Here is a 12,850-nt window from a genome sequence, read left to right on the forward strand (position 1 = left end):
GGGTCAGCCCTCTCGGCCCTGCGCCAGCGCGGTCTTGCGGTGGCGTACGAACTCGGCCTCGGGGTCGCCGAGATAGTCCCACGGGTGCTCGGTCGCGCGGTCGCCCAGGGCGCGGAAGTGCGGTGCGGCGTCCGCGTGGTTGCCGGCCAGGGAGTGGACGGCGGCGAAGTAGCCGTGTGCGGAGACCCAGTGGAAGCCGGCCCGGAACCGCGGGTGGAACACCGAGGAGGCCGCCGCGGCCTGCAGTTCGGCACGCACTCCGGGAGAGCTGAGATAGGCCGCGCCCTCGCGGCCGCCGAGGTCGAGCCAGCGCTCCAGATGCACCTGGGCGATCAGTGTGTGGCAGGGGCTGCCGGGCGGGGCCGCGGCGGCGCACTCGCGGGCGAAGGCGAAGGCCGCCTCCCAGGAGCCGCCCCATTTGGGGCAGAGCTGCTGGAGCAGCGCTCCCTCGGCGGCCCAGTGGTCGGGGTGATGCTCGGCCAGCCGGTCGTAGCGGCGGCGGGTCTCGCTCCGGCCGAGTTGCAGGCCGAGCGCGGTGGTGATCCGCAGCAGCCAGGCGAGGGCGTTGCCGGGCTCCATCGCGCAGACGTCGATCAGCAGCGCCTCGGCGCGGCGCAGATGGTCGTGGAACGCGTCGAACTGCTCGCGCGAGACGTCCTTGGCCCTGGCCGCGGTACGTATCTCCGCGCCCTGGGCGATCAGGCGGTCGGCGAGCAGGACCCGCGGCAGCGTCTCCGACGGCAGGCGGTCGGCGGTCTGCCGGAGGAAGTGCTCCGAGCCGGCGGTACGGCCGACGACGCCGGCGGCGGAGGCCTTCTGGTCCTCGTCCTGGAGCTGTGCGAACACATCCGCGACACCCGCCCAGTCCTGAGCGATGACGAAACCGCGCAGCTGGGCGAGCGGGGGGTGGACGACGGTGGGATCGAACTGGGGCCGTGACGACGGCGCGGCAAATGACACGCGCCGGATCATAGGCAGCGCCGCTTCCCCGGTCGGCTCCCGGGGGTGGGTCAGGCCGCGGCCTTCTTGGCGCCGGAGAAGGCGGCCACGGCCGCGATGGCGAAGAAGAGGAACGTCATGGCGTCCGTGCTCTCCTTCCACGCCTGGGTCAGCAGGTCGAAGCGGTCGAAGAACATCTTGGTGAAGGAGGAGTCGAACTCCTTGGCGGCGATCACGGCGATGGCGACCAGCTGGCCGAGATAGACGGCTCCCAGCGAGAGCAGCGCGCTCGCACCGGCGAGCACCGGACTGCCACCGCCGGCCTTTCCGGAGGCGAGGCCGATGACGAAGCCGACACCGACGGCGGCCCAGCCGATCTCGCGCTCGATGGCGCCGGCGATGCCCCCGTAGACGCCCGCGGCGACGAGCGCGGTGACGACGGCGACCAGCAGGCCGAGGCCGATGTTGTCGCGGGCGGGCGCCGGCGGCGGGGTCGGGGCGACCGGGGCGGCACCGTCGGCGAACGGGTTGCCGGCCGGCGGAACGGACTGGCTCATGCTGGGAATCCCCCCTGGGAAGCGACATGCGCACAAATGTGCGAGCAACGGTCCTGGAGGTTAGCAGTCCGCTATGACAAGGGGGCAATTGATCGAACCGGCTTCGCCTCCTTCTCACAGTCGGTGGGCGGCTCCCACCGGGGTCGCGCCGCGGGTGTCGAGGAGCAGTTGGGCTTTCACCGCGAGGCCCTGGAGGTCGTAGGTGCGGTGGTGCTGGAGCAGCACCGTCAGGTCGGCGCCGGCCGCCGCCTCGTACAGAGAGTCGGCGCGGGGGACCGGCTGGTCGCGGACCCGCCAGTCGGGGACGTACGGGTCGTGGTAACCGATCTGGGCGCCCATGTCCATGAGGCGGCAGGCGATCTCGCGTGCGGGCGAGCCCTCCTGGTCGGCGAGGTCGGGCTTGTAGGTGACGCCGAGGAGCAGGACTCGGGCCCCGCGCGCGGATTTTCCGTACTCGTTGAGCAGCATGGTGCAGCGCTGGATCACGTACTGCGGCATCTGTGTGTTGATCTCGCGTGCCAGCCCCACCATGCGCAGCGGATGGCCGGGCGTGCGGCTGGTGTACGGAAGGTAGCCCGGGTCGACGGGGACACCGTGGCCGCCGACTCCGGGGCCGGGCCGGAAGGCCTGGAAGCCGAACGGCTTGGTCTCCGCGCAGCGGATGACGTCCCAGAGGTCGACGCCGAGGTCGTGGCAGAGCACGGCCATCTCGTTGGCCAGGGCGATGTTGACGTGGCGGTAGTTGGTTTCGAGGAGTTTGGTCATCTCCGCCTCGCGCGGGCCGCGTGCGCGGACGACCTTGTCGGTGAGGCGCCCGTAGAAGGCGGCGGCGGATTCGGTGCAGGCCGGTGTGAGACCGCCGATGACCCTGGGGGTGTTGGCGTAGGTGTGGGTGCGGCCGCCGGGGTCGAGACGGCTGGGGGAGTACGCGAGATGGAAGTCGCGGCCGGCCCGGAGGCCCGATCCCTCTTCGAGGAGGGGCCGGAGGAAGTGCTCGGTGGTGCCGGGCGGTACGGGTGATTCGAGGAGCACGGTGGTGTGCGGGCGCAGCCGCGCGGCGAGCACCCGTGTGGCGTCGCCGACCGCGGCGAGGTCGAGGGTGAGGTCTGTGCCGAGTGGGGTGGGAGCGCAGATGACGGCGGTACGGACCCGGCCGAGCTCGGCCGGGTCGGTGGCGGTCCGGAAGCCCCCCGAGAGCATCCGGCGGATGTCGGCGGCGGTGAGCGGGCCCTCGACGGGAGTGCGTCCCGCGGTGAGTTCGGCGAGTGTGCGGCCGTCGGTGTCATAGCCGACGGTTTCGATTCCCGAGGCCACGGCGGCCTGGGCGAGAGGCAGACCGAGGTGGCCGAGTCCGATGACGGCGAGATCTGCGGGCATGGGCGGTGGCCGTCCTTCCCTAGCGGGCGGGAGCAGAATGCGCAACCCCGGTGGACAGAATGAGGGCTACGCAATGTCACACTAGGAGTAAATATGACCTACATGGTGTATTCCGCGCCGATGATCCTCCGAGTGTTGTCCACAGGCGGTGGCTGAAGTCGGGGACCGCGGTCAGAATCGAATGTGCGTGACCTGACCCCGTGACCCGGATCTCAACGGGAGGCAGCAGTGAGGACAGCGACCCTGGGGCCCGCACAGCGCGCCGAAGCACTCGCCGGGATGGCCGAGCGGGAACTGGACGTGCTGGTCGTCGGTGCGGGCGTGGTCGGCGCGGGCACGGCACTCGACGCCGTGACACGTGGCCTCGCGACTGGTCTGGTCGAGGCACGGGACTGGGCCTCGGGCACGTCGAGCCGGTCGAGCAAGCTGATTCACGGCGGGCTGCGCTATCTGGAGATGCTGGACTTCGCGCTGGTGCGCGAGGCGCTGAAGGAGCGTGGGCTGCTGCTGGAACGGCTGGCCCCGCATCTGGTCAAGCCGGTGCCGTTCCTCTATCCGTTGCAGCACAGGGGATGGGAGCGGATGTACGCCGGGTCCGGCGTGGCGTTGTACGACGCGATGTCGGTGTCGTCCGGGCACGGCCGGGGCCTGCCCGTCCACCGTCATCTGAGCAGGCGCCGGGCACTGCGGGTCGCGCCCTGCCTGAAGAAGGACGCACTGGTGGGTGCGTTGCAGTACTACGACGCCCAGATGGACGACGCCCGGTTCGTGACCACTCTGGTGCGTACGGCCGCGAGTTATGGCGCCCAGGTGGCCAACCGGGCGCGGGTGACCGGTTTTCTGCGCGAGGGTGAGCGTGTCGTCGGGGCCCGGGTCAAGGATGTGGAGGCCGGCGGGGAGTACGAGATCCATGCCAAGCAGATCGTCAACGCCACCGGCGTGTGGACGGACGACACCCAGGCGATGGTCGGGGAGCGCGGCCAGTTCCATGTCAGGGCGTCCAAGGGTATCCATCTGGTCGTGCCCAAGGACCGCATCCATTCCGCGACCGGACTGATCCTGCGGACCGAGAAGTCCGTGCTGTTCGTCATCCCGTGGGGCAGGCACTGGATCGTGGGGACGACGGACACCGGCTGGGACCTCGACAAGGCCCATCCGGCCGCGTCCAGCGCGGACATCGACTATCTGCTGGAGCATGTGAACTCCGTGCTCGCCGTGCCGCTCACCCGGGACGATGTGCAGGGGGTGTACGCGGGACTGCGGCCGCTGCTGGCCGGGGAGTCCGACGCGACGAGCAAGCTGAGCCGGGAGCACACGGTGGCCCATCCGGTGCCCGGGCTCGTCGTCGTCGCGGGCGGCAAGTACACGACGTACCGGGTGATGGCGAAGGACGCGGTGGACGAGGCGGTGCACGCCCTCGACCAGCGGGTGGCCGTCTGCGTCACGGAGGACACCCCGCTGCTGGGCGCCGAAGGATACAGGGCCCTGTGGAACGCGCGGGCGAGGACAGCCGCCCGCACCGGTCTCCATGTGGCACGCGTCGAGCATCTGTTGAACAGATACGGCTCGATGGCCGAAGAACTGCTGGAGCTCATCGCCGCCACCCCCGCGCTCGGCGAGCCGCTCGCCGGGGCGGACGACTATCTGCGGGCCGAGGTGGTGTACGCCGCCTCGCACGAGGGGGCGCGCCATCTGGACGACGTACTGACGCGGCGTACGCGCATCTCGATCGAGACCTTCGACCGCGGGACGCGCACCGCACGCGAGTGCGCGGAGCTGATGGCACCGGTGCTGGGCTGGGACAAGGAGCAGATAGAGAAGGAGGTGGAGCACTACGACAAGCGGGTGGAGGCCGAGCGCGAATCGCAGCGGCAGCCCGACGACCTGACGGCCGACGCCGCCCGCCTCGGAGCACCGGACATCGTGCCACTCTGAATCCCCGTGCCGTCGGTCCGCTTTCCGGCCAATCCCAGAGGTGGGCGGACCCGGGACGAATGCCGGTCCGCGGGTGAGTGACAATAGAGGCTCTGCCAGGGCGGGTTACTTCGTCACCCCTGGACGCGGCGCGAGTCCAGAATCGGCGGGGCGGGCGAAGATCGGGAATCGCAGAGGGGACGCATGTCGGAGGCGGAGAAGTCGCAGAACACGGCGCGGGAACCCCGGGGGGATGCGGACGGACGTCTCCTGTCAGGGCGTTACCGGCTGGGGGACGTCCTCGGCCGGGGCGGGATGGGCACGGTGTGGCGGGCTGTCGACGAGACGCTCGGCCGGACCGTCGCGGTGAAGGAGCTGCGCTTTCCCACCAGCATCGACGAGGAGGAGAAGCGCCGGCTCATCACGCGAACGCTGCGCGAGGCCAAGGCGATCGCCCGGATCCGCAACAACGGTGCCGTGACCGTCTACGACGTCGTCAGCGAGGACGACCGGCCGTGGATCGTCATGGAACTCATCGAGGGCCGCTCGCTCGCCGACGTCATCCGCGAGGACGGACCCTTGACGCCGGGTCGCGCCGGTGAAGTCGGCCTCGCGATCCTCGACGTCCTGCGCGCCGCGCACCGAGAGGGCATTCTGCACCGCGATGTGAAGCCGTCCAACGTGCTCATCGCCGACGACGGCAGAGTCGTCCTCACCGACTTCGGTATCGCCCAGGTCGAGGGCGACCCGTCCATCACCTCGACCGGCATGCTCGTCGGCGCTCCCTCGTACATCTCGCCCGAGCGCGCCCGAGGCCACAAGCCCGGTCCGGCCGCCGACCTGTGGTCGCTCGGCGGCCTGCTGTACGCCGCGGTGGAGGGCGTACCGCCGTACGACAAGGGTTCCGCGATCGCGACCCTCACCGCCGTGATGACCGAGCCGCTCGACCCGCCCAAGAATGCCGGCCGGCTCAGTGACGTCATCTGCGGGCTGCTGGCCAAGGATCCCGACCAGCGGCTCGACGACGCCGGCGCGCGGAAGCTGCTCAACGACGCCATCCATGCGCCGGAGGAGCGCCCGGACGAGCCCGGGTCGCTGGACGCCACCCGGGTGGTGGCGCTGCCGCCGACGCCCCCTGCCGAGGCCGGGAAGGCCACCGCGGCCAAGGAAACGGCCGACGCCGCCGTCGACCGGGTGCGCGGCGCGCTGCGCTCCGTGCGCAACGCGGCCGCGGCGCAGCCGGGCGCGGACGCCGGGCCGAAGGCACCCCAGCGGGCGCCGATCACCGACGTCGTGCCGCGCCGCACACTTGTCATCGTCTCGGTCGTGGCCGCGCTCGCCGTTCTCGGCCTTGTCCTCGTGCTCGTCCTGAACGGCGGTGACGACAACGCGGGCGGTGACAGGCCCGAGGCCGACAAGTCGGCGGCCGCCGCCTCGGGCGGTTCGGCCGGCGGTGACAAGGCCCCGGCCTCGGGCGGATCCGGCCTGGAGCCGGGTACGAACTCTCCTTCTCCCAGCGGCAAGGACGACGACCAGGGCAAGGACGACCCGGACAAGGGCAAGGACGACCAGGGCAAGGGTCAGGAGAAGGGCGGCGTCGCCCCCGGCGACAGCACGACGTACCGCCATTCCCAGGGCTTCTCCATCGGCCTGCCCACGGGCTGGAGTTACCTCAGGACCGGCTCCGCCGGTGCCCATTTCGCCGGGCCCGACGGTCAGAAGCTGCTGGTGGGGTGGACCAGCACGCCCAAGGACAACCCGGTGAGTGACTGGCTCAACCAGGAGACCGGCATGCGGCGCGGCGGATACCAGCGCGTGAAGATCGACGCCGTCGACTACCGAGGCTGGAACGCCGCCGACTGGGAGTTCACCTTCAGCGAGAACGGCGTTCGCCGGCACAGCGTGGACCGCGGATTCGTCGTCAACGGGCACCTCGGCTACGGAATCATGTACACGGCCAAGGACGCGGACTGGAACTCGAGCGCCACCCAGCAGACGCTGGCGACGTTCTTCAGCACCTTCCAGCCGTCCTCGGGCTCCTGAGTCTTGCCATCCGGTCCGCGCCGTGGCGATCGGCAACGTATCGTGAGAGGCCGCGGACCGTACGCAGCCACAACGAGCCGGTAATCGACCGGAACTGACGGTCTGTGGCGGTTTGGGGGCCGGGGGACAGCGCGCTGTGGGGAGGCGTCGTGGACGACTACGCGGGACGGGTGCTCGCCGACCGCTACCGCCTGCCGATGCCGCCCTCCGACGAGTACGAGCTGGTGGAGACCCGCGCCTTCGACACCTACAGCGGGCAGGAAGTCCTGCTGCGGCAGGTGCCGCTGCCCGAGACAGTGGACGCGGAGCTGCTCGACGCGGACGGCGCCGCCACGGCGTCCGGGGGTATCACGCCCCCGCAGAACCTTCGGTCCGGAAGGCCCCCCGCCCCGCTGCGCTCACCGGCCGATCCCGCGGTGCGGCGCGCCGTCGAAGCTGCCGAGGCAGCTGCCCGGATACCCGACCATCCTCGGCTCGACCAGGTCTTCGACGTGTTCGCCGAGGGCGGCTCGCTGTGGATAGTGAGCGAACTGGTCGAGGCACGACCGCTGGCAGCGCTGCTTGCCGAGCGGCCGCTGACCCCCTATCGGGCGGCGGAGGTCGCCTCGGACGTGCTGGCGGCGCTGCGCGTGCTGCACGCGCACGGCTGGACCCACCGGAACATCACCGTCCGCACGGTGCTGGTCTGTGACGACGGCCGTGTCGTCCTCACCGGCCTGGCGGCGGGCGCCGCGGAGGAGGCCCTCTGCGGTTACGCCCCGGTCCCGGCCGACCGGACCCCGGCCCCGCCAGGTCCTCCGGCCGGGCAGGGAACGGTCCCCGCTCTGCCCGACGGCGGCCCGTACACCACTGCCGAACCCGGCGCGCGGGCCGTGGCCGGTGGCGCCGCAGGGGACTCCCGTGCCGCGCGAGCCGAGGCCATCGCCGCCTACACCGCGGGCGCCAGGGCCGCGGCCCGCGCCGGTGAGGACGGGCACTCCGCCGCCGGGGCCGTCGTCCCTCGCTCCGGGAGCGCGCCCTGGGGCGGCGGTGCCGCGGCCGACGGTGCCGCCCCGGCTTCGCAGCCCCTGCAGACCGGGCTCCGCGAGGCGCCCGAGGCGCCCTACGCGGGCCCCGCCAGCAGGCCGTACCCGGCATCGGCTTCGGCACCGGGGACGCCAGGCGCCCCGGGCCGGGCATCCGGCACGCCGGGCATGGCTCCCATGCCCCCGCCCGCGGGTGCTCCGCAGGTCCCCGCTGCGCGCCGGCCCTTGCTCGACACTGCCGACGGCCTCGCCCGCACCGGACACGCCACCACCGTGGAGGCGGCCGCCGGGACGCCCGCCCCCGCATCCGGCACCGATGGATGGGGCGAGCCCACCGCAGGCTTCCACGGGCCGACCACGCCGCTGGCCGCCGAGCGGGCCCGGCAGGCGCGGATCGCCGCCGTCGGGGCCGTCACCGAGCGCTGGGCGCCCGAGCAGGCCGGACCGGTGCAGGGGAACTGGCAGTTGGCGGCTCCCGTCGGGCCGGCCACGGATCTGTGGGCGCTCGGCGCGGTGCTCTTCCGTGTCGTGCAGGGGCATGCCCCGTACCCCGAGGAGAGCGCGGCCGAGCTGGTTCAGCTCGTCTGCGCGGAGCCGCCCGCGTTCGCCGAGGACTGCGGCCCGCTCCGTCCCGTCGTGGAGTCGCTGCTGCGTCAGGACCCGACCGAGCGCCCTGACTTCGAGGAGCTGAGCGGCTGGCTGCGCTCGATCGTACGGTCGGCTCCCGAGCCGGATGCCGGGAGCCGGGTCGTACCGTTGCCGGCCCCGGAGCGGGATGCCGCGCGACTGCCCGTCGTACGACGCCGTGGCGAGCTCGTACGCAGACGCCGTACTCCCTCGTCCGTCGCCGCCCCCGCACACGGCCGCCACCGTCAAGCGCAGCAGCGGAAGCCGCGCGCGTTCGGCCGCACGCTGCTGCTCCTGGTGCTGCTCGGGCTCGCCGGCGCGGTGGCGTACGCGGTGCTGTTCATGCCCAAGGCGGGGGAGGGGGAGAAACGCCCGGATCCCGCCACCAGTGGCGCCCCCGCCACCGCCTCGCCGAAGGCGCGGCCCGCGCAGAGCCCGGTCGCACAGCCGTCCCGGTCCGGGGACCCGGCGAAAACCGGTGATCTCGCCCGGGGCTACGAGCTTCGCAAGGACCCCGAGGGTTTCGAGATCGCCATCGACAAGGACTGGAGCCGTCGTCCCGTCAACGACGCCGGTCAAGTCCGCTACCTCGGCGGCGACTTCGAGCTGGTCGTCGTGCCCGGCCGGGACACCGTCAAGGCCAACGGCCCCGACCCCATGGTGTACCAGCGCGACAAGGAGCGCGAGCTCCAGCCGTTCCGGGACTCCACCTGGTCCACCGCCACCGGACTGCGCCGGATCGACGTGGGGCAGCGCGCCATGGCCGAGGGGCAGTTCACCTGGCAGGACAGCAGCGGCCGCGAGGTGTACGTCCGCAACCTGGCGATGATCGTCGACGGCCGGTACCACGTCGTGCAGGTGATCGGCCCGGAAGCCCAGCGGGACCGGGTCACCGAGATCTACGAGCAGACCTCGGCGACCTACCGTGTGAACAGTTGACCGACCCGCGCTTCCATGGCCCGAATTCGCTCCGTACTCTGGCATTTCTAGGAACGGGGCGGGTACGTGGAACACAGTCACAGGACGAGCGCGGGGCTTGTGCTGGCCGGACGCTACAGGCTGGCCGAGGCCATCGGCCGCGGCGGCATGGGCAAGGTCTGGCGGGCCCACGACGAGGTGCTGCACCGGATCGTGGCCGTCAAGGAACTGACGGCCGGTCTGTATGTCTCCGAGGCCGACCGGTCCGTCATGCACGCCCGTACGCAGAAGGAGGCCCGGGCCGCCGCCCGGATCAACCACCCCGGTGTCGTCACCGTCCATGACGTACTCGAACACGACGGCCGCCCATGGATCGTCATGGAGTACGTCGACGGGCCCTCGCTCGCCGAAGCCGCCAAGGCGAGCGGCAGGATCGAGTCGCGTGAGGCGGCGCGCATAGGCCTGCACGTCCTGGGCGCGCTGCGCGCCGCGCACGCCGCGGGGGTGGTGCACCGGGACGTCAAGCCCGGCAATGTGCTGCTGGCCAAGGACGGCCGGGTGCTGCTCACCGATTTCGGCATAGCCGCGATCGAGGGCGACTCGTCCATCACCAGGACAGGCGAACTGGTCGGGTCCATCGACTATCTGGCCCCCGAGCGGGTGCGCGGCGGCGCTCCCCGCCCGGCGTCCGACCTGTGGTCGCTGGGCGCCACCCTGCACAGTGCCGTCGAGGGCGGCGGCTCCCCCTTCCGGCGCACCTCTCCCATCAGCACCATGCAGGCGGTGGTGCAAGACGAGCCGCCGACCTGCGTCCACGCCGGTCCGCTCGCGCCCGTCATCACCGCGCTGCTGTGCAAGGAGCCGGAGGAGCGGCCCTCGGCGGCGGAGGCCGAGCGGATGCTGCTGGACGCGATGGAGGGGCGTGAGCCCAGGACGGCCCAGGCGTACGTCCCGACCCAGCGGGTGCCGGCGGAGACGCTGCACACCGTCACGGCCCGGGCCGCCGCGCCGGACCCACCCGTTCCGTCGCAGGGGCGGACCCGGTCCGGCCCGAGGGTCGCCGCCGTGGTGATCGTGCTGGCCGCGGCCGTCGGCGGTGCTGTCGGTCTGGCCGTTCTGAAGTACCCGGATCTGAAGGACCCGGGCGGCGGTGACAAGGGCAGGAGCCCGGTCACGGAAGGTCCCCCGACGGCCGGCCCCGCGACGACGAGCCCTTCGGCCGGTACCCCGTCGGGAAGCCCGAGCGAGCCGGCCGCACGCACCGGCTGGAAGCGCGTCCAGGATCCGGCGGGTTTCAGTCTGCTCGTACCGGACGGCTGGAAGCGCCGGGTGGAGGGCGACCAGATCGACTACACCCCGGACGACGGCGCGCACCGCATCCGTATCGCGATCGACCACTCGCCCGACTTCGAGACCCCGCACCTGCACATGCTGAATGTGGAGAAGGCGCTGGCCAAGAGACTGCCCGAGTACCGGCGCGTCAGCCTGGGCGCCAATCACTACCGGGACCTGGCCGCCTCGCTCTGGGAGTTCACCTGGAACGAGGAAAGGGATCATCCGGGCAGGCGGCACGCGATCGACCAGATGTACTACTCCGAAGACGGCCGCACCGAATACGCCATCTACATGTCCGGCCCCGAGAAGGACTGGGCGAAGACACGTGAGCAGTTCGACACCGTACTGCAGGGCTGGCAGCCGCGGCCCTAGCGGACAAGCCCCTGATCAGGGGTTATGTCGCCAGCGATCACTGGCGCGATGGTGAGGGTCCTGAAAAGGTGTTACCGGCGGGTACCGAAACCGCCTGCGGCGTCATACGCTCGCCCTCATGACGGACTCGCAGACCACTGTCGGCCCCCTCGGCACCAACCCGACCGCCCCGGCTCCGGCCGGCGTGCGCACCGCCGCCGACGTCGTCACGCCCGAGGTGGTCGCCCAGCTCACCCGCGGAGTCGTCGGCTCCGGCCGCACCGCCAACCACACCCCGTTCACCGGGGAGAAGCTCGCCGACCTGCCCGAGTCCACCCCGGAGGACGTGGCCACCGCCTTCGAGCGGGCCCGCGCCGCCCAGCCCACCTGGGCCGCCACACCCGTGCGGCAGCGGGCAGCCGTACTGCTCCGTTTCCACGACCTCGTACTCCAGCGCCAGGCGGAAATCCTCGATCTCATCCAGCTGGAGACCGGCAAGGCCCGGCTGCACGCCCACGAGGAGGTTCAGGCGGTTGCCGTCGTCGCCCGCCACTACGGCCGCAAGGCGCCCTCCTACCTCCGGCCCAAGCGGCACACCGGCGCCGTGCCCGTCCTCACCAAGGTCTCCGAACTGCGGCAGCCGCGCGGAGTCGTCGGCCACATCTCGCCCTGGAACTACCCGCTCGAGCTGTCGGTCGGCGATGCGCTGCCCGCCTTCGTCACCGGCAACGCCGTCGTCATGAAGCCCGACACCGAGACCGCGCTGACCGCCCTGTGGGCCCGCGACCTGCTCATCGAAGCGGGCTTGCCGGCCGAGGTCTTCCAGGTCGTCCTCGGTGACGGCCCGGTCGTCGGTCCCGCAGTCGTCAAGCACGCCGACTACGTCTCCTTCACCGGCTCCACCCGCACCGGCCGCGAGGTCGCCCAGGCGGCAGCCGCCCGTCTGATCGGTGTCACGCTCGAACTCGGCGGCAAGAACGCCATGCTGGTGCTGCACGACGCCGACATCGAGAAGGCCGCGGCGGGCGCCGCCCGTGCCTGCTTCTCCTCCGCGGGCCAGCTGTGCATCTCCATCGAGCGTCTCTACGTCCACGAGTCGGTCGCCGACGCTTTCGTGGAGCGCTTCGCGGCCCGTACAAAGGCACTGCGCCTCGGCAGCGCGCTCGCGTACGGCGCCGACATGGGGTCGCTGGTCGGCGAAGCCCAGCTGGAGACGGTCAAGCGCCATGTGGAGGAGGCCGTCGCCAAGGGCGCCAAGCTCGTCGCGGGCGGCGTCCACCGGCCCGACATCGGCCCGCTCTTCTACGAGCCGACCATCCTGGAGGGCGTCGAGGCACCGATGGCCGTGTGCACCGAGGAGACCTTCGGCCCGGTCGTCTCCCTCTACCGCTTCACGGAAGAGGAGGAGGCCATCGGCCTCGCCAACGCCACTCCGTACGGCCTGAACTCCAGTGTCTGGACGCGCGACGCCAAGCGCGGACATCAGGTCGCCGCCCGGCTGCGCACCGGCACCGTCAACATCAACGAGGGGTACGCCTCGGCGTACGGCAGCGTCCAGTCGCCCATGGGCGGCATGAAGGACTCGGGCCTCGGCCGCCGGCACGGCTCCGAGGGCATCCTCAAGTACACCGAGGGCCAGACGATCGCGCAGCAGCGGCTGATGCCGATAGGCCCGGCCTTCGGTATGGACGACGAGAAGTACGCGGCCTTCATGAGCCGCAGCCTGCGCGTCATGAAGTCCCTCCACCTGCGCTAGCTGCCGAC

General features: G+C 71.7%; 8 protein-coding genes. 5 read left to right on the forward strand and 3 right to left on the reverse strand.

Annotated elements, in window-relative coordinates:
* Positions 1–3: 3 nt before the first annotated feature.
* The 3 genes from ABD858_RS19485 to ABD858_RS19495 all read right to left on the reverse strand — a co-directional run bounded on the left by ABD858_RS19485 (position 4) and on the right by ABD858_RS19495 (position 2,873).
* Positions 4–960, reverse strand: a complete 957-nt coding sequence (locus ABD858_RS19485) for a hypothetical protein (protein WP_345039266.1) — start codon at positions 958–960, stop codon at positions 4–6.
* A gap of 50 nt (positions 961–1,010) precedes the next feature.
* On the reverse strand, positions 1,011–1,496 hold the full coding sequence (locus ABD858_RS19490) for a hypothetical protein (RefSeq protein WP_345039268.1): 486 nt from the start codon (positions 1,494–1,496) through the stop codon (positions 1,011–1,013).
* A 114-nt stretch (positions 1,497–1,610) separates the two neighbouring features.
* Entirely contained in the window at positions 1,611–2,873 is a 1,263-nt protein-coding gene (locus tag ABD858_RS19495; RefSeq protein WP_345039270.1) for a nucleotide sugar dehydrogenase, read from the reverse strand.
* A gap of 228 nt (positions 2,874–3,101) precedes the next feature.
* On the opposite strand from ABD858_RS19495, the gene ABD858_RS19500 reads away from it, so the two are divergent.
* The 5 genes from ABD858_RS19500 (at position 3,102) to ABD858_RS19520 (ending at position 12,842) form a co-directional block, all read left to right on the forward strand.
* Positions 3,102–4,808 (forward strand): glycerol-3-phosphate dehydrogenase/oxidase, encoded by a 1,707-nt coding sequence (locus tag ABD858_RS19500; RefSeq protein WP_345039272.1) that lies wholly within the window; start codon positions 3,102–3,104, stop codon positions 4,806–4,808.
* A gap of 183 nt (positions 4,809–4,991) precedes the next feature.
* Complete coding sequence (locus tag ABD858_RS19505; RefSeq protein WP_345039275.1) at positions 4,992–6,830, forward strand: serine/threonine-protein kinase; 1,839 nt, start codon at positions 4,992–4,994, stop codon at positions 6,828–6,830.
* Between the two features lie 149 nt (positions 6,831–6,979).
* Positions 6,980–9,421, forward strand: a complete 2,442-nt coding sequence (locus ABD858_RS19510; RefSeq protein ID WP_345039277.1) for a protein kinase — start codon at positions 6,980–6,982, stop codon at positions 9,419–9,421.
* A 66-nt stretch (positions 9,422–9,487) separates the two neighbouring features.
* The gene (locus tag ABD858_RS19515; RefSeq protein ID WP_345039279.1) at positions 9,488–11,107 is read left to right on the forward strand and encodes a serine/threonine-protein kinase; all 1,620 of its coding nucleotides are present in this window, start codon (positions 9,488–9,490) and stop codon (positions 11,105–11,107) included.
* Between the two features lie 118 nt (positions 11,108–11,225).
* Positions 11,226–12,842, forward strand: coding sequence for a succinic semialdehyde dehydrogenase (locus ABD858_RS19520; RefSeq protein ID WP_345039281.1), 1,617 nt, complete (start codon positions 11,226–11,228; stop codon positions 12,840–12,842).
* Positions 12,843–12,850 lie beyond the last annotated feature (8 nt).

The sequence above is a fragment of the Streptomyces sannanensis genome (genome assembly GCF_039536205.1).
Classification (GTDB): domain Bacteria; phylum Actinomycetota; class Actinomycetes; order Streptomycetales; family Streptomycetaceae; genus Streptomyces; species Streptomyces sannanensis.